The 24,415-nt window shown below is 73.4% G+C and carries 24 protein-coding genes and 2 pseudogenes; 9 read left to right on the forward strand and 17 right to left on the reverse strand.

Annotation, left to right across the window (positions count from 1 at the left end):
- Positions 1-66 precede the first annotated feature (66 nt).
- Together ABD331_RS44775 and ABD331_RS44780 are read right to left on the reverse strand one after the other, a co-directional pair.
- Positions 67-303, reverse strand: a pseudogene (locus ABD331_RS44775) (zinc ribbon domain-containing protein); the annotation flags it as partial.
- 15 nt (positions 304-318) lie between these two features.
- Positions 319-435 (reverse strand): annotated as a pseudogene (locus ABD331_RS44780) (helix-turn-helix domain-containing protein); the annotation flags it as partial.
- Positions 436-582: 147 nt separating this feature from the next.
- Between ABD331_RS44780 and ABD331_RS44785 the strand changes: the two are divergent.
- Positions 583-1,230: a hypothetical protein gene (locus ABD331_RS44785; protein WP_344489459.1), complete on the forward strand. Its 648-nt coding sequence runs from the start codon at positions 583-585 to the stop codon at positions 1,228-1,230.
- On the opposite strand, the gene ABD331_RS44790 is transcribed toward ABD331_RS44785, so the two are convergent.
- Positions 1,222-2,121 (reverse strand): SDR family NAD(P)-dependent oxidoreductase, encoded by a 900-nt coding sequence (locus ABD331_RS44790; protein ID WP_344489462.1) that lies wholly within the window; start codon positions 2,119-2,121, stop codon positions 1,222-1,224. The two genes, ABD331_RS44785 and ABD331_RS44790, sit on opposite strands and share 9 nt — an antisense overlap.
- A gap of 36 nt (positions 2,122-2,157) precedes the next feature.
- On the opposite strand from ABD331_RS44790, the gene ABD331_RS44795 reads away from it, so the two are divergent.
- Together ABD331_RS44795 and ABD331_RS44800 are read left to right on the forward strand one after the other, a co-directional pair.
- Positions 2,158-2,730: a TetR family transcriptional regulator gene (locus ABD331_RS44795; RefSeq protein WP_344489465.1), complete on the forward strand. Its 573-nt coding sequence runs from the start codon at positions 2,158-2,160 to the stop codon at positions 2,728-2,730.
- Positions 2,731-2,823: 93 nt separating this feature from the next.
- Complete coding sequence (locus ABD331_RS44800; protein ID WP_344489468.1) at positions 2,824-3,945, forward strand: acyltransferase family protein; 1,122 nt, start codon at positions 2,824-2,826, stop codon at positions 3,943-3,945.
- On the opposite strand, the gene ABD331_RS44805 is transcribed toward ABD331_RS44800, so the two are convergent.
- From ABD331_RS44805 to ABD331_RS44845, 9 genes are read right to left on the reverse strand one after another with little or no spacing between them, the layout of a single operon-like run.
- Complete coding sequence (locus ABD331_RS44805) at positions 3,923-4,597, reverse strand: TetR/AcrR family transcriptional regulator (protein ID WP_148437532.1); 675 nt, start codon at positions 4,595-4,597, stop codon at positions 3,923-3,925. The genes ABD331_RS44800 and ABD331_RS44805 overlap by 23 nt on opposite strands.
- A 42-nt stretch (positions 4,598-4,639) precedes the next feature.
- Positions 4,640-6,100 carry an aldehyde dehydrogenase family protein gene (locus ABD331_RS44810; RefSeq protein ID WP_344489475.1) on the reverse strand — a complete coding sequence of 487 codons (1,461 nt, stop codon included), beginning with the start codon at positions 6,098-6,100 and terminating at the stop codon, positions 4,640-4,642.
- Entirely contained in the window at positions 6,097-7,191 is a 1,095-nt protein-coding gene (pcaDC, locus tag ABD331_RS44815; RefSeq protein WP_344489478.1) for a bifunctional 3-oxoadipate enol-lactonase/4-carboxymuconolactone decarboxylase PcaDC, read from the reverse strand. The genes ABD331_RS44810 and pcaDC overlap by 4 nt, the downstream gene beginning before the upstream one ends.
- The gene (locus ABD331_RS44820) at positions 7,191-8,738 is read right to left on the reverse strand and encodes a lyase family protein (protein ID WP_344489481.1); all 1,548 of its coding nucleotides are present in this window, start codon (positions 8,736-8,738) and stop codon (positions 7,191-7,193) included. Before ABD331_RS44820 ends, pcaDC begins: the two co-directional genes overlap by 1 nt.
- Positions 8,725-9,249: a protocatechuate 3,4-dioxygenase subunit alpha gene (gene pcaG / locus ABD331_RS44825; RefSeq protein WP_344489485.1), complete on the reverse strand. Its 525-nt coding sequence runs from the start codon at positions 9,247-9,249 to the stop codon at positions 8,725-8,727. Before pcaG ends, ABD331_RS44820 begins: the two co-directional genes overlap by 14 nt.
- A complete protein-coding gene (gene pcaH / locus ABD331_RS44830; RefSeq protein ID WP_344489488.1) occupies positions 9,246-9,986 on the reverse strand; it encodes a protocatechuate 3,4-dioxygenase subunit beta in 741 nt (246 codons plus the stop codon). The genes pcaG and pcaH overlap by 4 nt, the downstream gene beginning before the upstream one ends.
- 4 nt (positions 9,987-9,990) lie before the next feature.
- A complete protein-coding gene (locus ABD331_RS44835) occupies positions 9,991-11,139 on the reverse strand; it encodes a thiolase family protein (protein ID WP_344489491.1) in 1,149 nt (382 codons plus the stop codon).
- Positions 11,136-11,765: a CoA transferase subunit B gene (locus tag ABD331_RS44840; protein WP_344489494.1), complete on the reverse strand. Its 630-nt coding sequence runs from the start codon at positions 11,763-11,765 to the stop codon at positions 11,136-11,138. Before ABD331_RS44840 ends, ABD331_RS44835 begins: the two co-directional genes overlap by 4 nt.
- Positions 11,762-12,541: a CoA transferase subunit A gene (locus ABD331_RS44845; RefSeq protein ID WP_344489498.1), complete on the reverse strand. Its 780-nt coding sequence runs from the start codon at positions 12,539-12,541 to the stop codon at positions 11,762-11,764. Before ABD331_RS44845 ends, ABD331_RS44840 begins: the two co-directional genes overlap by 4 nt.
- Positions 12,542-12,721: 180 nt before the next feature.
- On the opposite strand from ABD331_RS44845, the gene ABD331_RS44850 reads away from it, so the two are divergent.
- Positions 12,722-14,185: an IclR family transcriptional regulator domain-containing protein gene (locus ABD331_RS44850; protein WP_344489500.1), complete on the forward strand. Its 1,464-nt coding sequence runs from the start codon at positions 12,722-12,724 to the stop codon at positions 14,183-14,185.
- 20 nt (positions 14,186-14,205) lie between these two features.
- The gene (locus ABD331_RS44855) at positions 14,206-15,168 is read left to right on the forward strand and encodes an NAD(P)-dependent alcohol dehydrogenase (RefSeq protein WP_344489505.1); all 963 of its coding nucleotides are present in this window, start codon (positions 14,206-14,208) and stop codon (positions 15,166-15,168) included.
- A 7-nt stretch (positions 15,169-15,175) separates the two neighbouring features.
- On the opposite strand, the gene ABD331_RS44860 is transcribed toward ABD331_RS44855, so the two are convergent.
- From ABD331_RS44860 to ABD331_RS44870, 3 genes are read right to left on the reverse strand one after another with little or no spacing between them, the layout of a single operon-like run.
- The gene (locus ABD331_RS44860; RefSeq protein ID WP_344489508.1) at positions 15,176-16,024 is read right to left on the reverse strand and encodes a nickel/cobalt transporter; all 849 of its coding nucleotides are present in this window, start codon (positions 16,022-16,024) and stop codon (positions 15,176-15,178) included.
- On the reverse strand, positions 16,021-16,662 hold the full coding sequence (locus ABD331_RS44865; protein WP_344489511.1) for a hypothetical protein: 642 nt from the start codon (positions 16,660-16,662) through the stop codon (positions 16,021-16,023). Before ABD331_RS44865 ends, ABD331_RS44860 begins: the two co-directional genes overlap by 4 nt.
- A 59-nt stretch (positions 16,663-16,721) precedes the next feature.
- Entirely contained in the window at positions 16,722-18,392 is a 1,671-nt protein-coding gene (locus ABD331_RS44870) for a purple acid phosphatase family protein (RefSeq protein ID WP_344489514.1), read from the reverse strand.
- 223 nt (positions 18,393-18,615) lie between these two features.
- Between ABD331_RS44870 and ABD331_RS44875 the strand changes: the two genes are divergently transcribed.
- The 4 genes from ABD331_RS44875 (at position 18,616) to ABD331_RS44890 (ending at position 22,903) form a co-directional block, all read left to right on the forward strand.
- Entirely contained in the window at positions 18,616-19,077 is a 462-nt protein-coding gene (locus ABD331_RS44875) for a hypothetical protein (RefSeq protein WP_344489517.1), read from the forward strand.
- A 72-nt stretch (positions 19,078-19,149) separates the two neighbouring features.
- A complete protein-coding gene (locus tag ABD331_RS44880; RefSeq protein ID WP_344489520.1) occupies positions 19,150-19,629 on the forward strand; it encodes a (2Fe-2S)-binding protein in 480 nt (159 codons plus the stop codon).
- A gap of 3 nt (positions 19,630-19,632) precedes the next feature.
- Complete coding sequence (locus ABD331_RS44885) at positions 19,633-20,637, forward strand: FAD binding domain-containing protein (protein WP_344489523.1); 1,005 nt, start codon at positions 19,633-19,635, stop codon at positions 20,635-20,637.
- Positions 20,638-20,677: 40 nt separating this feature from the next.
- Positions 20,678-22,903 carry a xanthine dehydrogenase family protein molybdopterin-binding subunit gene (locus ABD331_RS44890; RefSeq protein WP_344489526.1) on the forward strand — a complete coding sequence of 742 codons (2,226 nt, stop codon included), beginning with the start codon at positions 20,678-20,680 and terminating at the stop codon, positions 22,901-22,903.
- On the opposite strand, the gene ABD331_RS44895 is transcribed toward ABD331_RS44890, so the two are convergent.
- Positions 22,904-23,587 carry a phosphatase PAP2 family protein gene (locus ABD331_RS44895; protein ID WP_344489529.1) on the reverse strand — a complete coding sequence of 228 codons (684 nt, stop codon included), beginning with the start codon at positions 23,585-23,587 and terminating at the stop codon, positions 22,904-22,906.
- An 11-nt stretch (positions 23,588-23,598) separates the two neighbouring features.
- Entirely contained in the window at positions 23,599-24,339 is a 741-nt protein-coding gene (locus ABD331_RS44900; RefSeq protein WP_344489533.1) for a phosphatase PAP2 family protein, read from the reverse strand.
- Positions 24,340-24,415: the final 76 nt, after the last annotated feature.

Raw genomic sequence — 24,415 nt, forward strand, 5'->3', positions numbered from 1 at the left:
GATCGTACGACCGGTCATTGACGCGCTCTCCGGGCTGAAGCCCGAAGATTCGGCCTGTGCCGCCCTTTACACGGCGGCGCTGCCGTGGCTTCCTGTTTCGCGGGGCTGTGCCATCCCGAAGGATGGTCTGACCGGCCCTCCACAGGCGTTTAACCTGTCCGCCCGTCCGGCGGCCAGGATGTTGATCGCCGCGTTGATGTCGCGGTCGTGCACCACGCCACACGCGCAGGTCCACTCCCGGACCTGCAGAGGCATCGCCTCGGCTACGGCGCCACACGCCGAACACAGCTTGGAGGACGGAAACCCGTTCTCATGGGCGTCGTTGCGCATGCGCAGTGCGTCGTTGAACACCGTCCGGGCGCACCCGAACGCCTGGCCCAGCGCGATCCGCTGGGCGGGGGTCGGGTCGATCCGGTAGTTGTACCGCAACTGCACCCGATCACCCTACGGCTGGGTAACGGCCGAGTACGGCGATATCAGAGCAGGCAGACCCTGCGTATTCATGCTCCACGCTCATCTGGTGGTTCGACGGCGAGCACCACCACGTCCACCTGCTGGTCGACGGGCTGGCTGGCCGAGGCGGTGCGGCTGGCCGGGGCGAGCGGCAACGACCATGAGCGGCTGCACGCCGAGGTCTACCGCGCCACCTACGACCAGCACCTGGGCGAGCACTCGGTCGCGGGTGCCCGGTTCGGGGCGCTTCTGCCCGAGTTCCGGCGGATCGGCGACCTGCGTTGCGCAGCCCGCTGCCTGCTCGGGCTGGGGCGTGCGGCGGCCTTCGCGGGTGAGCCCGACCTGGCGCGGCGGCACCTTGCGGACGGTGTGCGGCTCGCGGCGGGGCTGGGCGACACCCGCATCACGGCGGCGGGGCTGCGCCTGCTGGCCGACGCCGACCACGCGGTCGGCCACTTCGAACGCGCCGCCACGCTGCTCGGCGCCGCCGAACGCCTCGCCCCGGAGGGCTCGCCCGCCCCCGGCCCGCACGACGCTGGCACGCCTGCCGCAACACACGACGCGGGCGCGCCTGCCGCGACGCAGGACGCCAACGCGCCCGCCCCGACGCACGACGCCAGCGCGCCCACCGCCACGCACGACGCGGGCGTGCCGATCGGGACGCCTGCGGCGTTGCGTGACCTGCTGGGCCAGGAGGGCTTCGACTCCGCCTTCTCCGACGGCTACCGAAGGGCGGCGGCCCGACTCACGGACCTCCTGCCCACGTCCTCACCCTGACAAGCCCCCCGCCAGCCGCGCACACAGCTCCCAGACAGCCTCCTGGGCCCCGGGGTCGAGCGCCGACGCGGGCATCGGCTTGCGCCGGCACCTGTCGTCCACGTAAACCCCGCTCACCCCGTCCAGCTCGGCGCTGGTGGCCGCGTACACGCTGGATCGCGCCGACCGCGTGAGGTCGGACAGGAACAGCGGCGCGACGACCTTCAGCACCAGCGGCGCGACCGGCCGGTAGAGGATCGGGAACGCCCGGATGGGCGTGACCCGGTTCATCGGGGTGTGGCCGTGCCCGGGGTAGACCACGTTCGCCGTCACCCCGGAGGAGCCGCGCAGCGCCTCGGCCAGGCGGCAGGTCATCGCCATGGTCATGGTCTTGGTGTGGTTGTAGTGGCTGAACGTCCAGCCGAGGTACCGGCGTTCACCCTGCAGATCGCCGGTGTCGATGGGGCCGCCCGGGATGCCGCCGGTGAGGTTGACGACGCGGGCGGCGGGGGCGCGCTGGAGCAGCGGCAGCAGCAGGTGGGTGAGGGTGAAGGGCGCCAGCACGTGCGCGGCGAACATCTTCTCCACGCCGTCGGCGGTCACCTGGCGCTCGGGCGGGTTGACGCCGACGTTGTTCACCAGCACGTCGAGCCGGTCGTAGCGCCCGGCGACCTCGGCGGCGAGCCGGCGCATCCCGTCGAGGCGCGTGACGTCGGCCGGGACGGCGTGCACGCGGTCGTGCCCGGCGCTGTTCCTGAGGTCCTGCGCCGCCCGCGCGCCCCGCTCCGGGTCGAGCCCGGCGACGATCACCGACGCGCCGTCGCGGGCCAGGCCGCGGGCGGTCTCCATGCCGATCCCGCCGGTGCCGCCCGTGACGAGGGCGACGCTGCCATTTCTGTCACTCGATGTCATAAGCAGCACTATATGCCAGCCAATACACTCAGACGCATGGCGGGGTTGAGAGAACGCGCGCGACGGGCCGTGCAGGCGGAGCTGGCGGCGGTGGCGCTGGAGCTGTTCACGGCGCGGGGCTTCGACGAGGTCACGGTGGACGACATCGCCCGCGCCGCCGGGGTCTCCAAGCGCAGCTTCTTCCGGTACTTCCCGGCCAAGGAGGACGCCGTGTTCGGCGGGGTCCAGGTGATGGGCGACGACATCGCCGAGCAGCTCGCCGCCAGGCCCACGGACGAGCCGCCGTGGGAGTCGCTGCACGCGGTGCTGCGCGAGTGGGTGGCGCGCATCGACGCCGAGAGCCAGGCCACCCTCCGGCTGATCGAGCGCACGCCCTCGCTGCGGGCCCGATTCCAACAGAAGCGCGAGGAGGTACGCGGCAGCATCGCCGCCGCCCTGGCCGTGCGCACCGGGCTGGATCCCTTCACCGTCGATCTGCTGACGACCGCCGCCGGGGCCGCCGTCGAGTGCGCCTCCCGCGAGTGGCTGCGCGCGGGGCCTGAAGGTGATCACATGGAGCTCGTGGACACCGCCTTCACCCGCCTGCGCCCGGCCGCCGCCACCCCCTGACCGGCCGGACGCCGAACCTCACGCCGTGGATGCCGAACCTCACGCCGCAGATGCCGAGCTGAGGGGTGTCCTTAATGCCCTAGACTGCGGCAGATGTTCGCGGCCCCCGCCCGGCTGGCCTGGCTGGACGCCCTGCGGGGACCGGCAGCGCTGGCCGTCACCATGCACCACGCCGGCTGGACGTTCATCCCGGCTGTCTGGGCCGGGATCGACCGCCGCGTGGACCTGGGCTCGTTCGGGGTTCTGGTGTTCTTCCTGGTCAGCGGCTACATCATCCCCGCCTCCCTGGAACGCAGGGGCGACCTGCGCGCCTTCTGGACCGGCCGCGCGTTCCGCCTGCTGCCGCTCCTGCTGGCCGCGTCCTGCCTGGCGCTGCTGCTCACCGCGACAGGCCTGCTGCCCGCCCCGCCGGGCCTGGGCGACCGCCCCTGGCCGCTGGTCGCGCTGGGCAACGTGACCATGCTGCAGGAACTGCTCAACCTCCCCGCGCTGATCAGCGTGACCTGGACGCTCTCGTACGAGATGGCGTTCTACCTGATGAGCGTGGCGCTGTTCGCCACCCGCCAGGCCCGCAGGTCGGCGGGCATCGCCGTCACCCTGGCCGTCGCGGCCGTCCCGCTGGGCCTGCTGCTGCCGAAGGCGACGATCGGCGGCCGGGCCGACCTGGCCGCCGCCGCGCTGGCCCTGGCCGTGCTCGCCGCGATCGCGGTGACCGTGCTGGCCTCGGAGTGGGCGCGCACGGTGGCGGCGGTGGCGGGCGGGCTGCTCGGCCTGGCGCTGGTGGTGCTGGGCAGCCGGGGCGGCACCTGGCAGGGGGTGATCATCCTGGCCGTGATGTTCACCGGGACGGCGATCTACCGGGCCGAGCAGGGGACGATCCCGTGGCGGGCCGCCGGGGTCACCGCGGCCGTGGTGCTGGCCTGCGGGCTCCCCGCCAAGGGCGACCCGACGTGGGCGGCGGCGATGGTGCTGGCCTTCGGCGCGTTCGGGCTGGCGTACGCGCTGCGCGCCCGGTCGTTCCCGCGCTGGCTGGCGTGGCTCGGGCTGATCAGCTTCTCCGTCTACCTGCTGCACCCGATCCTGCTGCACCTGCTGCCGAGCCTGGCGCTGTTCGGGCCGGCCGTGATCGCGCTCAGCGCCCTGACCTACCACCTGATCGAGACGCCCGGCCAGCGGCTGGGCAAGCGCCTGGTCAGGCAGGCCCAGGGGCGTTAGGCGCGGCGCCCCTGCCGCACAGGTAGCCGACGACCATCTCGCCGACCATCCGCCGCTGCCTGGCCCGATGCTCGGCCGCGGTCATGTCGCGCCCGAACAGCGCGCCGAACGTGTGCTGGTTCGCCACCCGGAAGAAGCAGAACGCGCTGATCATCATGTGCACGTCGATGGCGTCGGCCTCGGTGACGAAGTCGCCCGACTCCTGCCCCGCGTCGAGGATGCGGGAGATCAGGTCGAGCACGGGCGTGCCGAGGTTGCCCAGCACCTCGGACTTGCGGATGTGCTCGGCCTGGTGGATGTTCTCGATCGCGACGAGCTGGATGAACTCGCGGTGCGCGTCGTGGTGGTCGAAGGTCAGCTCGGCCAGTGTGCGGATGGCCTCGACCGGCGCCAGGTGCTCGACGTCGACGGTGCGCTCCACCTCGCGCACCTCGGCGTACGCCTTCTCCAGCACGGCGACGTAGAGCCGCTCCTTGCTGCCGAAGTAGTAGTAGATCATGCGCTTGGTGGTGCGCATGCGGGCCGCGATCTCGTCCACGCGCGCACCCGCGTAGCCGTAGCGGGCGAACTCGCGCTGCGCCACCTCAAGGATCTCCGCCTTGGTACGGTCGGCGTCCCGCTGGCGTTCGGAGGTGGCGGGGGGCGAGGTCATTGGCTCATCATAGGCTGGCCGGCGGCCCGCACGACGACAGGCTCAGAACGGATAGTGCGCCTGCTGGGTCGCCAGCGTGATCCAGCGGGTGCTGGTGAAGGCGTCCACGGCCCAGCGCCCGCCGAAGCGGCCGTACCCGGAGGACTTGAAGCCGCCGAACGGCGCCTGCGGCTCGTCGCCCACCGACTGGTCGTTGATGTGCGCGATGCCGGTACGCAGCCGGCGCGCCACCCGCAGGCCGTGGGTGCCGTTCTCGGTGATGATCCCGGCGGTCAGCCCGTGGTCGGTGTCGTTGGCCAGCGCCACGGCCTCGTCGTCGGTGGCGAACGTGGAGATCACGCACAGCGGCCCGAACGCCTCCGCGTGGTACAGCTCCGCGTCCTGCGGCACGTCCGTCAGCACGGTCGCGGGGTGGAATGCGCCGCGCGGCTCGCCGCCGCCGGTCAGCACGGTGGCGCCCTTCGCGACCGCGTCCGCGACCAGGGCGGCCACGCGGCGGGCGGCGGCGGGGCCGACCAGCGGGCCGATCACGGTGGCCGGGTCGGACGGGTCGCCGGCGGGCAGCGCGCTCACCTTGGCGGTGAACTTCCGGGTGAACTCCCCCGCCAGCGACTCGTGCACCAGCACGCGGTCGCCGGACATGCAGATCTGGCCCGCGTTCATGAACACGCCGAACGCGGCCGCGTCCACCGCGTAGTCCACGTCGGCGTCGTCCAGCACGATGATCGCGTTCTTGCCGCCCAGCTCCAGCAGAGCGGGCTTGAGGTGCCGGGCGGCGTGCGTGCCGATGACGCGTCCGACGTTCGTGGAGCCGGTGAAGTTGACGGCGCGGACCCGGGGGTCGGCGATCAGCGCCTCCGCCACCTCGGCGGCGTCGGCGGGGTCGTTGGTGACCACGTTCAGGACGCCCGCGGGCAGCCCCGCGTCGTGCAGCAGGTCGGCGACGAACAGGCCGCACGCGATCGGCGCGTCCTCGCTGGGCTTCATGACGACCGTGTTGCCGGCGGCCAGGGCGGCGGCCACCGAGCGGACGCCGAGGATCAATGGAGCGTTCCACGGCGAGAACGCGGCCACGACGCCGACCGGCTCGCGTACCGCCAGGCCGAGCGCGCCCTCCTCCTGCGCCGTGAGCACCTCGCCCGCCGGCGCGGTGATCGCGGCGGCGGACTCGCGCAGGATGTTCGCGGCCAGCCCCACGTTGAAGGCGGCCCACGGGCGGGTGCCGCCGACCTCGCCCGCCATCAGCTCGATGGCCTGCTCGCGCCGCTCCTCCAGCAGGTCGGCCGCCCTCAGGAAGATCGTCCGGCGGGCGAACGGGCTGACGGCCCGCCAGCTCTCGAACGCGGCCTCGGCGGCGTCCACCGCGAACGTGACGTCCTCGACGCCGGCGGCGGCCACCGTGGCGTACACCTCGCCGGTGACCGGGCTGACGTCCCCGGTGGTACGCCCGGAGCGGGCGGGCACGGACTTGCCGTCGATCAGCAGGTCGCGGGTGATGCTCATGAAGGGTTCTCCTCGGTCAGGACGCGCTGGGCGACGGCGAACGCGGCGTTGGCGGCGGGGACTCCGCAGTAGATGGCGCTCTGCAGCAGGACCTCGCCGATCTCGTCCGGCGTGAGCCCGTTGCGGAGTGCGGCGCGTACGTGCATGGCCAGCTCTTCCAGATGCCCGTGGGCGACGAGCGCCGTGAGCGTGATGCAGCTACGCGTACGGCGGTCGAGGCCGGGACGGGTCCAGATCTCGCCCCAGGCGTAGCGCGTGATCAGATCCTGGAAGTCCCTGGTGAACGGCGTGGTGCGGGCCACGGCGCGGTCCACGTGGGCGTCGCCGAGCACCTCGCGCCGCACCCGCATGCCGGGCAGCGCGGGCAGGTGCGCGAGCAGCGCCTGGGTGACCCGCTCCGGCTGGTCGGCGGGCGCCAGATGGGCGGCGCCCGGCAGCTCGACCAGCGTGGCGTCCCGGATGCCGTCGGCCAGCTCCCTGGCGTGCGCCGGAGGCGTCGCGGGATCCTCTCGCCCCGCCACCACCAGCGTCGGGACGGCGATCTTCGGCAGGTCGGCGCGCAGGTCGTAGCCCGCCAGGGCGTCGCAGCACGCGGCGTAACCGGCTGGGTCGGCGGCGGCCAGGTCGTCCAGCAGCGCCTGGTGCGGGGGCCCGGCGAACCAGCGGCGGGCGGTCGCCTCCAGCAGCGGCGCGGTGCCCTCCGCCCGGACCAGCCTCGCCCTGTCGTGCCACGACTCCGGCTCGCCGAACCTGGCGCTGGAGCAGATCATGGCCAGGGAACGCAGCCTCCCCGGGTGGCGGGCCGCCAGCGTGGCGCCGATCGCGCCGCCGATCGAGACGCCCGCGAAGTGGAAGGTGTCCATGCCCTCGGCGCCCGCCGCCTCCAGGACCAGGGCGGCCAGGTCGTCCATGGTGCCCACCGGCGGGGCGGGCGAGTCGCCGTGGCCGGGCAGGTCGAACCTGAGCACCCGGAACGTGCGGGCCAGCGCGGGCACCTGGGCGTCCCACAGGCGGGTGGACGTGCCCAGCGACGGGGCGAGGACGAGCGGCTCTCCCTGGACGGGGCCGTCCAGGCGGTAGTGCAGCGGCATCAGTGCGGGGCCTTGTCTTGGTGGGGGTCGAGTACGCGGTCCACGAGGGCCGGGGCCGGGCCTGGATCGCCCTTGACGGTCAGGTTGGCGCGCATGCGGTCCGGGTCCACGCGCAGGTCCGCGACCAGCTCGGCAGCGTCGCGGGCCGCCCCCGACACCAGGCGGAGCGCTTCGCGCAGCGGCTGCCACTCCGCGTGCCAGGCTCCCGACGGGCGTTCGTCCTCAGCGGCGAGGGACGCGTACAGGGTCGCGGCGAGCGGGGGGACCTGGCGGGCGGTGGTGGCGATCATCGTGGCTCTGACCGGGTTGTGCTTGTGCGGCATCGAGGAGGAGCCGCCGCCCACGCCCTCGGACAGCTCGCCTATCTCCGTGCGTGACAGGACCAGGACGTCGGCGGCCAGCTTGCCGAGGGCGCCGGCGGTGAACGCCAGTGCTCCGGCCAGGTCCGCGATGGGGGTGCGCAGGACGTGCCAGGGCAGGATCGGCTCGGCCAGGCCCAGCTCGTCGGCGAACCGTCCAGGCAAACGCAACGCCACCGCCACGGCCGCCTCACGCGCCTCCTCAGCGGGCGCCCACGCGTCGGTCTTGGAAGGCGGCGCCTGCGCGGTGGAGGGCGGCGCGTGCGTGGCCGAGGCTGACGCATCCGTGGCCTCGGGCAGCGCATCTGTAGCGCAGGCCAGCGCGTCCGAGGTGACGGGCGGGACGTCCGAGGTGGCGGGTGGCGCGTCCGGAGTCGCGGGCAGCGCGTTCGAGGGGGGTTGGAAGGCGGCGAGGGTGCCGGCGGCGCCGCCGAGCTGGGCGGGGAGGGTGGTGTGGGCGGTGGTGAGGCGGGTGCGGGCGTCGGTGGCCAGCTTGCGCCAGCCCGCCGCCTTGAGCCCGAACGTCGTGGGGACGGCCTGCTGGGTGAGCGTCCTGGCCGCCATCGGGGTGTCGCGGTGCGCGGACGCCAGCGCGGTGAGCCCGTCGATCACCCGGTCGAGGTCGGCCAGCACAGGGGCCAGGGTGCGGTGGGCGACGAGCATGAGGGCGGTGTCGAGGATGTCCTGGCTGGTGGCGCCCCGGTGGACGTACTCGCCATGGGGCAGGCCGACCGCGTCGCGCAGGTCCTGGACCAGGGGGATGACCGGGTTGCCGCCGGAGCGGGCGCGCGCCACGAGGCCGGGCAGGTCGAACGCCTCGGCGCGGGCGGCGGCCGACGACACGGCGTCCGCCGCCTCGGCGGGGGCGAGGCCGAGGGCCGCCTGGGCACGGGTCAGGGCGGCCTCGGCGTCCAGCATGGCCTGCAGCACGGCGAGATCGCCGGTCGCCTCGGCCGCGCCCCGCATGGGCGACAACAACCCGAGATCGGCCCCCGCACCCGCGAGCGCCACCTGCCCGGACGGCGAGCCACCGACGCCCGCCGCATGGCCCGACGGCGGCGAGGCACCGACACCCGCCGCATGCCCGGACGGCGGCGAGCCGCCGACACCCGCCGCATGCCCGGACGGCGGCGAGCCGCCGACGTCCGGCGTGTCGCCGGACGGCGGCTCGGGATCAGCCGAAGTCAAGGAAGACCGTCTCCTTCTCGCCCTGCAGATGAATGTCGAACCGATGAACCCCCTCGCGCTCCTCCACCGCCACCAGCGTCTGCCGCCGCTCCGGCGCGAGCGAGTCGAGGAACCCGTCCTGCCCCAGGTAGATCCGCGTGTACAGGTGGTGCAGCAGCCCGCGGGCGAAGACGCACACGCTGATGTACCCGTTCTGCGGCACGACCGTACGCAGCGCCCAGTGCCCGTCGTAGTCGGTGGCCACGCGCCCGAACCCGGTGAAGCGCACGCCGTCGCGCCCGAGGACGGCCCCGTTGGTGGGGTCGCGGCGCATGGTGCCGGGCGCTCCGGCGCGGGAGCCGTTCTCGTCGGCCTGCCAGAACTCCAGCAGCGCGTCCGGCACGGGCTCGCCGGCGCCGTCGTAGACGTAGCCGTGCACGGCGATGCCGCCGGTGGCGATGTCGCCGCCGCCGGGGAACGGCAGCGCGTACCCGTAGAACGGGCCGACGGTCTGCGAGGGGGTGGGGTTCATCGGCCTTCCTCCATCCAGGTCGCGGCCGGCCCGTCGAGCACGATGTCCCACCGGTAGCCGAGCGAGTACTCGGGCTCGGACAGGTCGTGCACGTACGTGGCGACCAGCCGCTCCCTGGCGCGCTCGTCGGTGACCGACTGCATGATCGGGTCGTACGGGAACAGCGGGTCGCCGGGGAAGTACATCTGGGTGACCAGGCGCTGGGTGAACGAGGTGCCGAAGAGCGAGAAGTGGATGTGCGCGGGCCGCCAGGCGTTGAGGTGGTTGCGCCACGGGTACGGGCCTGGCTTGATCGTGGTGAACAGGTAGTTGCCGTCGTCGTCGGTGAGGCAGCGGCCGACGCCGGAGAAGTTGGGGTCGAGCGGCGCGGGGTGGTCGTCGCGCTGGTGCAGGTAGCGTCCGGAGGCGTTGGCCTGCCAGATCTCGACGAGCTGCCCGCGCACGGGCCGGCCCTGGCGGTCGAGTACGCGCCCGCGCACGGTGATGCGCTCGCCCAGCGGCTCGCTCAGGTGCTGCTTGGTGAGGTCGTTGTCGAACGGGGTCACGTCGCTGACGCCGAACACCGGCCCCGACAGCTCGATCGCCTCAGGGTCCTTGATCGCGACGAGCGGCTGCTGGGGGTGGCGGAGCAGGGTGCTGCGGTAGGGGGCGTAGTCGCGGGAGGGGTGGTCGCCCTGCCGGCCGGCGTGTGCCGCGATCTCCTGATCGATGTCGGCCTGCTTGAGGGGTTCGGACATCACGCTACCTTTCGAGTACGACGGCCAGCCCTTGGCCGACGCCGATGCAGAGACAGGCGAGACCGGTGCCGGAGCCGGCGGCGGCCAGCCGGTGCGCGACCGCGCCGGTGACGCGGGCGCCCGAGGCTCCGAGCGGGTGTCCGATGGCGATCGCGCCGCCGTCGGGGTTGACGATCGCGGGGTCGAGGTCGGGCAGCTCGGCCAGGCAGCCGAGCACCTGGGCGGCGAACGCCTCGTTCAGCTCGGCGGTGTCGAGGTCGCCGAACCGCTTGCCCGCCTTGGCCAGCGCCTTGCCGGCCGCCTCGACGGGGCCGAGCCCGAAGTAGCGGGGCTCCAGCGCGCTGACGCCGCTGGCGACGATCCTGGCCAGGGGCTCGCGCCCGCGCAGGCCGGCCTCGTCGGTGAGCAGCAGGGCGGCGGCTCCGTCGTTCAGCGGGGAGGAGTTGCCTGCGGTGACGGTGCCGCCGTCCTTGCGGAACGCGGGCTTGAGCTTGGCCAGCGCCTCCAGGGAGGAGTCGCGGCGGATGCCCTCGTCGGCGCTGACGCCGGCGATCGGGACGATCTCGCGCTCGAACGACGCCTTGGCCGCCTTCTGGTGGCTGGCCAGCGCGTACGCGTCCTGCTCGGCCCGGGTGATCCGGTGCTTGTCGGCGATCAGCTCGGCCCCCTCGCCGAGGGCGACCGTGTGCTCGGCGGGCATGGCGGGGTTGACCAGCCGCCAGCCGAGCGTGGTGGAGACCAGCTCCTGGCCGCCGGCCGGGAACGCCTTCTCCGGCTTGGGCAGCACCCAGGGGGCGCGGGTCATCGACTCGACGCCGCCCGCGATCACCGTGGAGGCGTCGCCGACCGCGATGGCGCGGTAGGCGTGGATGACGGCCTCCATGCCGGAGCCGCACAGGCGGTTGACCGTCACGCCGGGCGTGGTGACGGGCAGGCCGGCGAGGATCGCGGCCATGCGGGCGACGTTGCGGTTCTCCTCGCCGGCGCCGTTGGCGTTGCCGAGCACGACCTCGTCGGCGGCCTCCAGGCCGTTGCGTTCTGCCAGCGCCCTGACGACGTGCGCGGCCAGGTCGTCGGGCCTGATCTTCGACAGGGCTCCGCCGTAGCGGCCGAACGGGGTGCGTACGGCGTCGACGACGTAGACGTCCTTCATGCGATCACCTCCGCGCCGGTGCGCTCGCGCACCTCGTCGAGGCGCACGCCGGGTGCGCTCTCGACGAGCGCGAAGCCGCGCTCGGTGGTGTCGAAGACGCCGAGGTCGGTGATGACGCGGTGCACGCACTCCTTGCCCGTCAGCGGCAGCGAGCACTGGGCGACCAGCTTCGGGGAGCCGTCCTTGGCGTTGTGGTCGGTGATCACGATGACCTTGCGGGCGCCGTGCACCAGGTCCATGGCGCCGCCCATGCCCTTGACCAGCTTGCCGGGGACCATCCAGTTGGCCAGGTCGCCGCGCGCGGAGACCTGCATCGCGCCGAGCACGGCCACGTCGATGTGACCGCCGCGGATCATGCCGAACGACAGCGAGGAGTCGAAGAACGACGCGCCCGGCAGGACGGTGACCGTCTCCTTGCCGGCGTTGATCAGGTCGGGGTCGACGTCCTCGGCCTTCGGGTACGGGCCGACGCCGAGGACGCCGTTCTCGGAGTGCAGGACCACGTCCACGCCCTGCGGCAGGAAGGAGGGGATGCGGGTGGGCAGGCCGATGCCCAGGTTGACGTAGTCGCCGTCGCGCAGCTCGGCCGCCGCTCGCGCGACCATCTCGTCACGGGTCCAGCTCATTCGGTGATGGTCCCTTGTGCCGGAGGTGCAGAAATCGTACGCCGTTCGATGCCCTTGTCGGCTGCCTGCTCGGGGGTCAGGACGAGCACGCGCTGGACGAAGACGCCCGGCAGGTGCACCTCGTCCGGGTCCAGCTCGGTCAGCTCCTCGACCTCGGCGATCGTGACGCGCCCCGCCATGGCGGCGAGCGGGTTGAAGTTCCTGCTCGACTTGTTGAAGACGAGGTTGCCGAAGCGGTCGCCCTTGGCGGCCCGGACGAGCGCGAAGTCCGTGCGGATGCCGTGTTCGAGCACGTACTCGCGGCCGTCGAACTCGCGCACCTCCTTCGGCGGCGAGGCGACCGCGATGGAGCCGTCGGGGTTGTGGCGCAGCGGCAGGCCGCCGTCGGCGATGGGCGTGCCGACGCCGGCGGGCGTGTAGAACGCGGGGATGCCGCTGCCGCCTGCGCGCAGCCGCTCGGCGAGGCTGCCCTGCGGCGTGAGCTCCACCTCCAGCTCGCCGGCCAGGTACTGGCGGGCGAACTCCTTGTTGTCACCGATGTAGGAGGCCGTGACGTGCGCGATGCGGCCGGCCGCGAGCAGGATGCCCAGGCCGCCGCCGTCGACGCCGCAGTTGTTGGAGACGACGCCGAGGCCGGTGGCGCCGGTGTCGTAGAGGGCCTGGATCAGCACGTTGGGGATGCCGCTGAGGCCGAAGCCGCCGACGGCGAACGACGCGCCGTCGTGCACGCCGGCCAGCGCCTCCGTGGCCGTGGCGACCACCTTGTCCTTGCGCACGACGCTCCGTTCCTCCGAGGTGTTCGCTCTGCGAACTTAAGTTCACTATGCTGTTCCAGTATCTGTATCGGGGGACGGGCTGTCAAAGGTCCCGCCGGCCGTGTCAGGTGACGCGCCGGACAGGGCGCCGGTGGTGTCGGACGAGGTGCGGAGCTGCGTCGCCGCTTGGAGGAGGAGCCGATGGAAGGGGCCGGAACCCTGGAGCGCGGGCTGGCCGTGCTGCGCGCGCTGACCGCCGGCCCCCGCCGGCCCGTCCGGGCGACGGATCTGGTCCGCGCCACCGGCCTGGCCAGATCCACCGTGGACCGCGTGCTGGGCACGCTCGCGCATCTCGGCTACGTACGGGCGGAGGGCCGCGACGTGTCGCCCGCGCCGCGCCTGATGGAGCTGGGCGAGGCCTACCTCGCGGCCGGCGGCCTGCGTGACGCCCTCGCTCCGGCGGCCGGGCGGCTGGCGGACGAGCTGGACGAGTCCGTGTCGCTGGCCGTGCGGGACGGCGACGGGGTGCGCTTCGTCGTCCAGTGCACCCGGCGGCGCACCATGTCGGTCACCTTCCGGGTCGGCGACCTGCTGCCCGCCGACCGGTGCGCGGCCGGGCTGGCGCTGCTCGAACCGGAGGCGGCCTGGGCCGAGGACGACCAGCTCATCGAGCCGGGGCTGATCGCGGTGGCCATGCCGGTGCGCGACGCGCGGGGGCGGGCCGTGTGCGTGGTCAGCGTCGTCAGCCACACCAGCAGGCACACCGTGGCGGAGCTGCGCGACCACTGCCTGGCCGGGCTGCGCAAGACCGTGGCCGAGATGGAGGCGACGCTGGCCGGCGCCCCGCCGATGCCGGCCGCGCCCGCCGGGGTCGATCGGTCGCGCGGCGCCAAGCAGGAGCTGGGCATGGGGTTCCTGCAGTCGCTGGCGCGCGGCCTGGCCGTCATGGTGGCGCTCGGCACGGCGCGCGGCGGCCTGACCCTCGCCGACTGCGCCAAGGTCACGGGCCTGCCGAGGGCGACGGTGCGCCGGGCGGTGCAGACGCTGGAGAGCCTCGGCTACGCGGGTGCCGACGGGGCACGGTTCGCGCTGCTGCCGAGGGTGCTGGAGCTGGGGTACGCGCAACTTTCCGGGCTGACGTTCGGCGAGGTCGTGCAGCCGCACCTGGCCGACCTGGTGGCGCGCGTGAAGGAGTCCGCGTCGGTGGCGGTGCTGTCGGGCGACGACGTCGTGTACGTGGCCAGGGTGCAGACGGTCAGCCTGATGAGCATCAACATCACGGTCGGCACCCGGTTCCCCGCGTACGCCACCTCCATGGGCCGGGTGCTGCTGGCCGAGCTGCCCGAGGAGCGGCTGGCCGCCATCGCGCCGAGGCGCCTGTCGTCCAGGACCGTCACCTCCGCGGCCGAGCTGCGCGCCCTGCTGCGACAGGCCGCCGCCGACGGGTACGCCCTGGTGGACCAGGAGCTGGAGGAGGGGGTGCGGTCCATCGCGGTCCCGGTCCGCGACCGGTCGGGCCGCACGGTCGCGGCGGTGAACGTGGCCACCCACGCCGGCCGCGCCTCCAACGCCACGCTCCTGCGCGACGTCCTGCCCGCGCTGAGGGAGACGGCGGCGCGCATGGAGGCGGATCTCGTGCACGTGCACGCCGCGATCGACGGCTGATCGGTGGCTAGACTCCGGGCATGAAGGCCGCAGTGCGCGCCAGATACGGCCCGCCGGAAGTGGTAAGCGTCTCAGAGGTCGGCATGCCGGCCGTCAAGGACGGCGACGTGCTCGTCAGGGTGCGAGCGACGACCGTCAACCGCACGGACTGCGCGATGCGGGCCGCCCAGCCGTTCATCTGGCGGTTCTTCACGGGGCTCGTCAGGCCGCGCCGCGCACCCGTGCTCGGCACGGAGTTCGCGGGCGACGTCGAGGCGGTCGGCGGCGGCGTCACCGCGTTCAAGCCGGGCGACCAGGTGTTCGGGTACAACGACCCCCGGTTCGGGGCGCACGCCGAATACCTGGTGATCCCGCAGGGCGGCACGCTGGCGACGCTGCCGGAGGGGCTGACGTACGAGGAGGCCGTGCCGGGCACGGAGGGCGCGCACTACGCGCTGTCGCTGATCACGTCGGCGAAGGTCCGCGCCGGGCAGGACGTCCTCGTGTACGGCGCCACCGGGGCCATCGGGTCGGCGGCGGTGCAACTGCTGAAGAACGCCGGCGCGAACGTCACCGCCGTCTGCGCCACGAAGCACCTCGACCTGGTCAGCCGCCTGGGCGCGGACAGGGTGGTCGACTACACGGTCACGGACTTCACGGCGGACGAGCAGCGCTACGACGTCGTCATCGACGCGGTGGGCAAGAGCACGTTCGGGCGGTGCCGGCGGCTGCTGAAGCCGCGCGGCACCTTCATCGCCTCCGACGTGGGGCCGTTATGGCAGAACCTGGCGCTGACGGCCGTCACCCCGCTGTTCGGCGGCAGGCGGGTCCGCTTCCCCTATCCCCGGCATGACGCGGAGCTGGCGCGGCGGCTCAAGGAGCTGATGGAGTCCGGCGCGTTCCGGCCCGTCATCGACCGGCACTATCCGCTGGACGAGATCGTGGACGCCTACCGTTACGTCGAGACAGGCCAGAAGACGGGGAACGTGGTGATCACCATCTGACGCCCTCTCATGGCGCCAGGGCTGTGACGGCGGTGGCCAGGTACAGGCAGCCGCCGATCGCCACGGCGACGCCCGCCAGCGCGGGCGTCCAGGCCGCGACCGATCGCAGCAGGCGCACGCGGGGCGCGTGACTGCTCAGCACCGCCGCCCCGCGCACGGTCACGACGCCGACGGCGGTCAGCGTGACGGCCATCCCGGCGCCGAACGCCAGCACCAGCACGACCGCGTCCAGGGACCGGCCGGTGAGCAGGCCGCTGACCAGCACGATGAACGCCGACGGCGACGGGACCAGCCCGCCGGAGAGCGCCAGCGCGGTGAGCCCGCGCGCCGACCACGGGTCATCCACCTGCCCATGACCATGCCCGTGGCCATGACCGTGTCCGTGGCCATGACCGTGTCCGTGGCCATGACCGTGCCCGTGCCCGTGCCCGTGCTCCTGCCCGCCCGCGTGCGCGTGCGCGTGCTCCTGCCCGTGCGCGTGCGTCCTGCGGTTGCGGAAGTGCCGGTACGTCAGGTGCGCCCCCACGCCGATCACCACCACCCCCGCCACCACCTGCAGCCAAGCCGTGACAGCCGCAGTGCCGACGGCCGCCGCGCTGCTCAGCCCGACCCACGCCAGCGCGAGCGCCAGCACCGACACCGTGTGCATCAGCGCCACGACCACCCCCAGCCGCAGCGCGTCGCGGTAGCGCCCGTGCGTGCCGATCAGGTACGCGGCCGTCACGCTCTTGCCGTGCCCAGGCGCGACCGCGTGCAGCGCGCCCACCCCGAGGGCGACGACCAGCGCGAGCCAGAACGCGCCCGCCCCGTCGAACAGCCCGATCAGGTAGTTGTCGGGTCCGGTGACGCCGCTCATGCGGGCACGTCCGAGGAGCGCCGGCGGCGCAGGAGGAGGGCGGCCAGCAGGCCGAGCACGGCCACCAGCGCGACGGCGGGCACCACCAGCGACGTGCCGCCGGTCGCCGCCGGGTCGAAGCGCAGCCTGCGGGTGTCGGCCTCCGCCGTGAGCAGCGCCTTGGCGGGCTCGGCGGGCGTCTCGGCGGTGAGCATCGTGCGGTACGCCTCGTGCAGGTCCGTCAGCGCGCCGACGCGCACGTCCACGTCCACGACCGGGTCCGGGCACTCGAAGCTGAAGCGGGCGCCCTCGGCGAGCAGCCGCTCCAGCGGGGCGAGCCGCGCCGCGCAGGGCCGGCCCGCCTGGGTGACGCCGACGCGGGCCAGCAGGTAGTCGCGGACGGCGGCGGAGCCCGCCAGTTTCTGCTCGCCGGTCATGGAGGTGTCGGCGGCTTCGAACACGCCGACCGAACGGCCGAGCGCCACCCAGTCGTCCTCGGCGGGCAGCCAGGCGAGGGTCACCCGGTTGCCGTCGGCGCCGACCCTGGCCGTGGACGGCGGGCCGAAGGGATGCGCCGAGGCCGCGCGCGCGGGCACGAGGAGCAGGGCGGCGGCGATGAGCAGCACGCACAGGCGGCGTGCCGGGAGCGGGAAGGTCAAGGGGAAACTCCTGTGCTGGAACCCGGGTGGGGCCGGGACAGCGCCCCACCCGGGGTGGATCACTTGGTCACGGTGACGGCAGGGCTGGTGATCTGCTGGTTCTCGCTGTCCAGATACACCTCGTACACCCCGCCCTTCTTCACGAGGGCGGGCACCCGGACGGTCTCCTCGACCCGGCCCAGCTCATCGGCCTTCTCGTAGCCGATCAGCGTGCCGTCGCGCCCGTGGCGCGCCGTGTCGCCGCCCCTCTCGCGCCACCAGATCGCGACCTTCTCCCCCGGGTCGTACCCGTAGGCGCCGACCTGGACGGTCTCCAGCCGCCGCACCGACGTCTTGTCGACGGTGACCTGCTCGCCGACGGTGTTCTCCGGGGTGCGCAGGTCGTTGACGGTGCGCTCGCCCTGCTTGTTCTTCCGGATCACGAACCCGTCGTGGTGCTCGCCGTTGGCGTAGCGGGCCTCGAAGGTGACGGTGTCGGCGGTGACGTCGATGAGCTGGTAGAGCTGCGTGTTCTGGGCGGTGCTGCGCACCTCGGCGCCGTTGCCCGTCCAGTTCTCGCCGCCGTTGAGCGCGTACATCTTGCCGCCGGAGACGGACACGACGTAGGCGACGCCGTTGTGCACGGTCGCCGACTTGCGCGCCGAGACCGGGTTGCCGCGCCCGTAGGAGTGGTCGTGGCCCTGCAGCACCAGGTCCACGCCGTACTTCTCGAACAGCGGCGCCCACTGGGCGCGGACGTTCGGGTTGTTGCGGGTGCCCGTGGTCGAGTAGACGGGGTGGTGGAAGGTCACCACGGTCCACTTGTTCGGGTTGTCCTTGAGCAGGTTCTCCAGCCACGCCGTCTGGGCGGCCATCAGGGTGGCGTTGCTCTGGTAGTTGGTGTCCAGGCCGATGAAGCGGACGCCCTGGTAGTCGAGGGTGTAGACGGTCTGCTTCAGCTCGGCGTTACCGGGGCCGTTGTCCGGATACGGGAACTGCGGCCGCCAGAACGTGGACAGGCCGCCGCTGTACTCGTGGTTGCCCGGCACCGAGATGTTGTTGACCTGGCCGTCGATGAAGCCGCCCGCCTTGAACCACTGGCCCCACTGCTCCTCGCTGTTGGCGGAGTCGATGAGGTCGCCGGCGTTGACGATCGCCTTGGCCTGCGGCCGGTCGGCGAACGCCTGGCGGAAGACGCGCGGCACGGCGGAGTCGAGGTAGTTCTGCGCGTCGCCGTAGTAGACGAACGAGAACGGCTCGAAGCCCGCCGCGGCGGTGGTGAAGTCGGTCCACGCGCTCCAGTTCGTGCCGTCGCCGACGCGGTAGGTGTAGCGGGTGTTCGGCTGGAGGCCGGTGAACTCGGCGGTGTGGTACGTGGAGGCGTACCCGAGCGTGGTGTTGACCGGGGTGCTGGCCAGCGCCTGGACGGTGGCGACGGCGCCCGCGGCCGGCTTGACGTCGCCGAGCGCGCGCGGCGCCACCAGGATCTGCGCCTGGGCGACGTCGGCGGCGGCCTCGGCGCGCCACGACACGCGCTGGCTGGTGGCCGGCGTGGTGGTGGGAATGAGGATGACGCGGTCGGGGATCGGGGTCGGCTTGTGGACCTCGGCGGCCGGGTAGACGGGCGGCGCCGCCGCGCCGACGGCCGCGGGGCCGAAGGCTAACCCGCCGACCAGCAGCACGCCGGCGCCGGCCGCCGCGAGCTTCGTCTGCCGTGAGCCGGGGAAGCGCGGCTTCATGGGCTGATTCACTTCTTGTTCACTCCATCGAGAAGCGGTGCTCGCCCATCCGCGAGCGCGAGATGGGCGCCAGCGCATTCACCCAGGCATCGCTGACGCTCATCTGTCCCAAGACTGTCCGCGAGATGAATTCACGATCGGCAATGCGGGCGTCATCGGCCGTTGGCCCGCCGTTTCCCGCCCGCCGCCTACGATCGCCGCCGGATGATCGTGCGCGTGAGCGGGAGGTGAACGGATGGCGGCGACCCGCCGCTGGAGCCTGCTGCCCGCCGTGGCCGCGCTCGGCACGCTGTTCGTGGTGCCGCCCGTGCAGCCGGTGACCAAGACGGAGGCGTTCATCACGGCGGAGACGACCGGGATCCTGCTGATCGAGGGCGGCGAGTGCTTCAGTGACCCGACGTACTCGCAGGGGGCGGGCGAGCGGATCGTGGTCTACACGCCGTGCGCCGGCGGGGCCGACAACCAGTCGTACGGCTTCACCCACGCCCCCGACGGCCCGTACGACCGGGCGGCGCTGTCGGCGTTCGCCTGGCGGAGCTGCGGCGAGCGCTACGCCGAGTTGTGGGGGCGGGAGCGCGCCGATCTGCCCTACTACCCGATCATGCCGACCGCCGAGACGTGGGCGGACGGCGACCGCGACGTCATGTGCGCCGTCCACCGCCGCACCGGGCGTCTCACGGGGTCGGTGTTGCCCTGACCAGCCATTCTTGACCCTTCCTTATCCGGCCATATGGGGATAAAGGCGACGTTCGGTACTAGCGTTGCGCATATGACCTCGGAGGTAGCGACCGAGCTCACGGTCAACGGTCAGAACGTCCGCCTGGACCTGGACCCGCGGGAGTCGCTGCTCGACGTCCTGCGCGAGCGGCTGGGTCTGACCGGGGCGAAGAAGGGCTGCGATCACGGGCAGTGCGGGGCCTGCACGGTCCACGTGGACGGGCGGCGCGTCGTGTCCTGCCTGCTCCCCGCCGTGCAGGCGCATCGCCGGTCGGTGCGCACGATCGAAGGGGTGGCGGGGGCCGACGGCGGGCTGCATCCGCTCCAGCAGGCGTTCGTGGATCACGACGCGCTGCAGTGCGGGTACTGCACGCCCGGGCAGGTGATGTCGGGGCTGGCCTGCGTCGCCGAGGGCAACGCCGGTGACGACGACGAGATCCGCGAGCACATGAGCGGGAACCTGTGCCGGTGCGGCGCGTACACGGGCATCCTGGCCGCGATCCGCGCCGCCGCCGGACGGCCGGAGGGTTGAGGCGTGCGCCCGTTCTCCTACACGGCGCCGGCCACCCTGGACGACGCCGTCCGCGCCCTGTCCGAGTCCGGCCCCGGCACCAGGCTGCTGGCCGGCGGCACCACCCTGTACGACCTGATGAAACTGGACATCGAGACCCCGAGGGCCGTCGTGGACATCCGCGCGCTCCCCGAGCTGACCGGCATCGACACGGCCGGATCGAGGGAGCTGTCGTTCGGCGCCGGCGCGCTGATGGCCGACGTGGCGGCCGACCCGATGCTCCGCCGCGACTACCCGGCGCTCACGGAGTCGCTGGCCAAGGCCGCCTCCCAGCAGTTGCGCAACGTGGCCACCGTAGGCGGCAACCTGCTCCAGCGCACCCGCTGCGCCTACTTCCGCGGCGGCCCTCCGTTCCCGTGCAACAAGCGGCAGCCAGGCAGCGGCTGCGCGGCGATCGGCGGCCTGGACCGCGGGCACGCCCTGCTCGGCGGCAGCGACGCGTGCATCGCCACCTATCCGGGTGACTGGGCGGTCGCGCTGATCGCGTTCGACGCCGAGGTGGACGTGACGGGGCCGCGCGGCCCGCGCACGCTGCCCCTCGCCGCCCTGCACGTCGAGCCGGGGGACAGGCCGGACCAGGAGCACACGCTGGCCTGGGACGAGATCATCACCCGCATCCGCGTGCCGGTCACCGCCGCCGGCCGCGGATCGACGTATCACAAGGTCAGGGACCGGGAGTCGTACGCGTTCGCGCTGGCCTCGGCGGCGGTGGCCGTCGCGCTGGGCGAGGGCGGGACGGTGCGGGAGTGCCGCGTCGCCGTGGGCGGCGTCGCCACCCGGCCCTGGCGCTGCCACTCCGCCGAGCGGGAGCTGGTGGGGGCGGTGCTGGACAAGCGCAGCGCGCGGCGGGCCGGGGAGTCCGCGTTCGCCGGCGCGCGCCCGGGCGCGCACAACGCGTTCCGGATCGAGCTGGGCATCCGCACCGTCGCCGAGGCGCTGCGGATCGCCGGAGAGCGGGCCGAGCGATGAGCGGCATCAGAAGACCACGCGCCGGAGAGCGGGCCGAGCGATGACCGACGCAGAAACGTCCCGGGTCAGTGCCCGGTGGGAGCAGGTGAGCGACGCGGGGACGCGCCGGGTCGGCGCGCGGGAGAAGGTGACCGGCCAGGCCCGCTACGGCGCCGACCACACGCCGCCCGGCACCGCCTACGCCATGCCGGTCGTCGCGACCGTCGGCAAAGGCCGCGTCACCGCCCTGGACACCGCCGAAGCCACCGCCGTCCCCGGCGTCCTGCTCGTCCTGTCGCACCTCGACCACCTGGGCATCGCCCCCGCCGGCTACCTCATGGCCGACGGCTACGCCTTCCAGAGCCTCCAACCGCTCCTGGACGACCACGTCGCCTACCGAGGCCAGCCGATCGCGCTGGTCGTGGCGGACACGCTGGTCGCCGCCACCGAGGCCGCCGCGCGGGTGCGGGCCACGTACGAGACGGAGCCGTTCGCGGTGGAGCTGGACGCGGACGGCACGGAGACGGTGCTCCAGGAGGAGGCCCTGCCGCTGCCGTTCCTGGCCGACGTCGTCGTGGGCGACGCCGACGGCGCGTACGAGCGCAGCCCGCTGCGCGTGGACGCCGTCTACGAGGCGGGCCCGCAGCACCAGGTGCCGATGGAGCTGATCGGCGGGGTGGCGGAGTGGCGGGGCGACACGCTGGTGGTCCACGAGGGCTCGCAGAGCGTCGGGGCGCTGCGCGGCGGCCTGGCCCGCCAGCTCGGCATCGCCCCGGAGAACGTCGAGGTCGTCGCCCCGTACGTGGGCGGCGCGTTCGGCCAGAAGAACTCGTTGCAGCCGCATCTCGCGCCCCTGGCGGTGGCGGCCCGGCGGCTCGGCCGTCCGGTGAAGCTGGTGCTGCCCCGCGCGCACACCTTCCACGCGGCCAGTTTCCGCCCGGTGAGCAGGCATCGCGTCCGGCTCGGCGCCGACCGTTCGGGGCGGCTGCTGGCCGCGATCCACGAGGTGGACCAGCAGGCGTCCCGCCACGACCTGCTGCCCGCCACGTACACGGAGATCACCTCCCGCCTGTACGACATCAGGAACTTCCGGGGCCGCCAGCGCCACGTCAGGACCGACACGCAGACGCCCGGCTACATGCGCGCGCCGTTCGAGCATCCGGCGGCGTTCGCGCTGGAGTCGGCGGTGGACGAGCTGGCCTGCGCGGCGGGGCGGGATCCGGTGGAGCTGCGCCTGGCCAACGACGCGGTCGCGGATCCGGTCACGGGCAAGCCGTTCACGTCCCGTCATCTGGCGGCGTGCCTGCGGCGGGGCGCGGAGCTGTTCGGCTGGGCGGGCCGCTCGCCGGATCCCGGCTCGATGCGCGCGCCGGACGGGGCGGCGGTGGGCTGGGGGGTGGCGGCGGGGGCGTACCCGGTGATGACGGTGCCGGTGCTGGCCCGCCTGCGTGCGGGCGCGGACGGCGGGGTGCGGGTGGAGGTGGGCGGGCACGAGATGGGGCAGGGCATCACGACCGCCCTGGTCCGGGCCGTCGCGGGCGATCTGGGCATCGGCGCCGATCGCGTACGCGCCGTCGTCGGAGACACGCGGGTCGTGCCGCACCATCTGACGGCGGGCGCGTGGGGCACCAACAGCTCGCTGCTCGCGGTCCACGCCGCCCTGCGGGAGCTGCGCGAACGCCTGAAGGCGCCGCCGGAGGGCCCCGTGGACGTGGCGGCGGCCGTGAGGGCGTCCGGCGCGGAGGAGGTGGTGGCCGAGGCCGTCACGCGGGGCCCCGGCCAGCCGCCCGCGGCGATCGACCGCATGCGCGCGGGCCTGGTCGCCCCCGCGGGCCCCGACTTTCCCGGGCACGTCGCGTTCAGCTTCATCGCGCACTTCGCCGAGGTGCGGGTGGACCCGGCCGCGCCGCGCGTGCGCGTCTCGCGGGTGGTCAGCGTGGCCGACTGCGGCCGGGTGGCCAGCCCCGTCACCGCGGACGCGCAGGTGCGCGGCGCGGTGGTGTGGGGCATCGGCGCGGCGCTGAGCGAGCACAGCGAGGTCGATCCCCGCTACGGCGGCTTCGTCAACGCCGACCTGGCCGACTACGTGATCCCGGTCAACGCGGACGTGGGCCGGATCGAGGTGGACTTCATCGGCGAGCCGGACTTCACGCTCAACCCGATGGGCGTCAAGACGCTGGGAGAGGTGGCCCTGGTGGGGGTCGCCCCTGCCATCGCGAACGCCGTCTTCCACGCCACCGGCCGCCGCCCGCGCCGCCTGCCGATCCGCGTCGAGGACCTGCTCTAGTCACCCGGCGCGGACCGCCGTTCTGGCGGGATGGGACGGGCTCGTCCTGGCGCGGCGGTACAGGATCGACCAGGCGGCCATCACCACGCAGGCCGCGCCGAGCAGCAGCCCCCACATGACGTCGGTCAGGAAGTGCATGCCGCGGTAGAGCCGCGAGAAGCCGACCATCAGGGGCGCGGCGACCGCGGGCGTCCAGATCGCCACCCGCGCCGCCGTGCTGCGCACGCGCGTGGTGAGCACGACCGCGACCCCGCAGTAGAACGCGACCGCCGCGCTGACGTGCCCGGACGGGAAGCTGGAGGTGGGCGGCGCCGGGTCGAGGTGCTTGACGGGCGGGCGGTGCCGTCCGACGACCTCGGTGGTGGCCAGGAACACCAGCGACTGGCTCCACACGGCGGCGATGAGGAAGATCGACTCGCGCCACCGGTGGAACCAGAGCCTGAAGACGATCGCGACCACCGCCGTGAGCGCCACGATGTAGGGCGTGTCGGACAGGCTGCTGCCCAGGTCGGTGGCGGTGTTCCAGGCCGGGTCGCGGGCTGCGGCCAGGTCGCGGCTCAGCTCCGCCTCGCCGGTGGGCCAGGCCAGGACCGCCTGACCCGCGCCGTACGTGACCGCCGCCATCAGCAGCATCGGCGATAACAGCGTCAGCCCGTAATACTTCAGATCCTCGGTCTTACTCACGAAGCACCCCTTCACTCACGAAGCGCCCGTACCGACTCGGGCTCGACTCCTTCTGCCACCGGCGAGGAGGGCCTGCGGCCCTGGCCCCGCCGCCACGTCTCGAATGCCGCCGCCGTCGCGGCGATCGTCGCCACCCCCAGCACCAGCCCCGCGACCACGTCGCTCATCCAGTGCACGCCGAGCGCGATCCTGGTGTATCCGACGGACAGCGCCAGGAAGGCGGCCACCGCCCAGGCCACCCGCCGCCCCCAGCGGGGCAGCACGGGCAGCAGGATCAGCACGATGATGCCCGCGCCGAGCGTCGCGTTGACCGTGTGACCGGACGGGAAGCTGTCGCCGGGGGCCAGCGCGACGGGGTCGGGCAGCATCGGCCTGGCCCGGTCGACGATCACCTTGATCGCCAGCCCGAGCAGCCCGCCCACGGTGATGGTGGTGACCGCCCAGGCGGCCACCCTGGTGGCGCCCTTGTGCAGCAGCCACAGGGCGCACGCGATGACGGCGATCCGCCACGGCCACGGCCCGAAGACGTCGGTCCACACGATGAGCACCCTGGTCACGCCGGGGTTGGCGAGCGCGTACGCGTGCAGCTCGGCGGCGACCCCCGCGTCCAGGTCGTTGAGGGGCATCTTGGCCACCAGCAGCAGCAGGCTGAACGGGATCAGGATGAGCCACGCGGCGAGGCCGGCCAGGGTCAGCCGCGGCCCCAGGCCGCGGGCCCCGAGCCGGCCACTCCGCATTCCCTCGTTGCGCATCCGCGCTCGGCTACCCCAACAGAACGCGTTGATTCCTGATCGGGGCAGGCCCCCGTCGCGAAGGACCGGCTCGGGA

Origin of the sequence: Nonomuraea monospora, assembly GCF_039531895.1 — a bacterium.
Lineage (GTDB): Bacteria > Actinomycetota > Actinomycetes > Streptosporangiales > Streptosporangiaceae > Nonomuraea > Nonomuraea monospora.

Excerpts from the sequence above, each read along its gene's own strand:
- ABD331_RS44790 (WP_344489462.1), bottom strand. The coding sequence starts at position 2,121 with ATGACATCGAGTGACAGAAATGGCAGCGTCGCCCTCGTCACGGGCGGC.
- ABD331_RS44795 (WP_344489465.1), top strand. The coding sequence starts at position 2,158 with ATGGCGGGGTTGAGAGAACGCGCGCGACGGGCCGTGCAGGCGGAGCTG.
- ABD331_RS44800 (WP_344489468.1), top strand. The coding sequence starts at position 2,824 with ATGTTCGCGGCCCCCGCCCGGCTGGCCTGGCTGGACGCCCTGCGGGGA.
- ABD331_RS44805 (WP_148437532.1), bottom strand. The coding sequence starts at position 4,597 with ATGACCTCGCCCCCCGCCACCTCCGAACGCCAGCGGGACGCCGACCGT.
- ABD331_RS44810 (WP_344489475.1), bottom strand. The coding sequence starts at position 6,100 with ATGAGCATCACCCGCGACCTGCTGATCGACGGCAAGTCCGTGCCCGCC.
- pcaDC (WP_344489478.1), bottom strand. The coding sequence starts at position 7,191 with ATGCCGCTGCACTACCGCCTGGACGGCCCCGTCCAGGGAGAGCCGCTC.
- pcaG (WP_344489485.1), bottom strand. The coding sequence starts at position 9,249 with ATGAACCCCACCCCCTCGCAGACCGTCGGCCCGTTCTACGGGTACGCG.
- pcaH (WP_344489488.1), bottom strand. The coding sequence starts at position 9,986 with ATGTCCGAACCCCTCAAGCAGGCCGACATCGATCAGGAGATCGCGGCA.
- ABD331_RS44835 (WP_344489491.1), bottom strand. The coding sequence starts at position 11,139 with ATGAAGGACGTCTACGTCGTCGACGCCGTACGCACCCCGTTCGGCCGC.
- ABD331_RS44840 (WP_344489494.1), bottom strand. The coding sequence starts at position 11,765 with ATGAGCTGGACCCGTGACGAGATGGTCGCGCGAGCGGCGGCCGAGCTG.
- ABD331_RS44850 (WP_344489500.1), top strand. The coding sequence starts at position 12,722 with ATGGAAGGGGCCGGAACCCTGGAGCGCGGGCTGGCCGTGCTGCGCGCG.
- ABD331_RS44855 (WP_344489505.1), top strand. The coding sequence starts at position 14,206 with ATGAAGGCCGCAGTGCGCGCCAGATACGGCCCGCCGGAAGTGGTAAGC.
- ABD331_RS44860 (WP_344489508.1), bottom strand. The coding sequence starts at position 16,024 with ATGAGCGGCGTCACCGGACCCGACAACTACCTGATCGGGCTGTTCGAC.
- ABD331_RS44875 (WP_344489517.1), top strand. The coding sequence starts at position 18,616 with ATGGCGGCGACCCGCCGCTGGAGCCTGCTGCCCGCCGTGGCCGCGCTC.
- ABD331_RS44880 (WP_344489520.1), top strand. The coding sequence starts at position 19,150 with ATGACCTCGGAGGTAGCGACCGAGCTCACGGTCAACGGTCAGAACGTC.
- ABD331_RS44890 (WP_344489526.1), top strand. The coding sequence starts at position 20,678 with ATGACCGACGCAGAAACGTCCCGGGTCAGTGCCCGGTGGGAGCAGGTG.
- ABD331_RS44900 (WP_344489533.1), bottom strand. The coding sequence starts at position 24,339 with ATGCGCAACGAGGGAATGCGGAGTGGCCGGCTCGGGGCCCGCGGCCTG.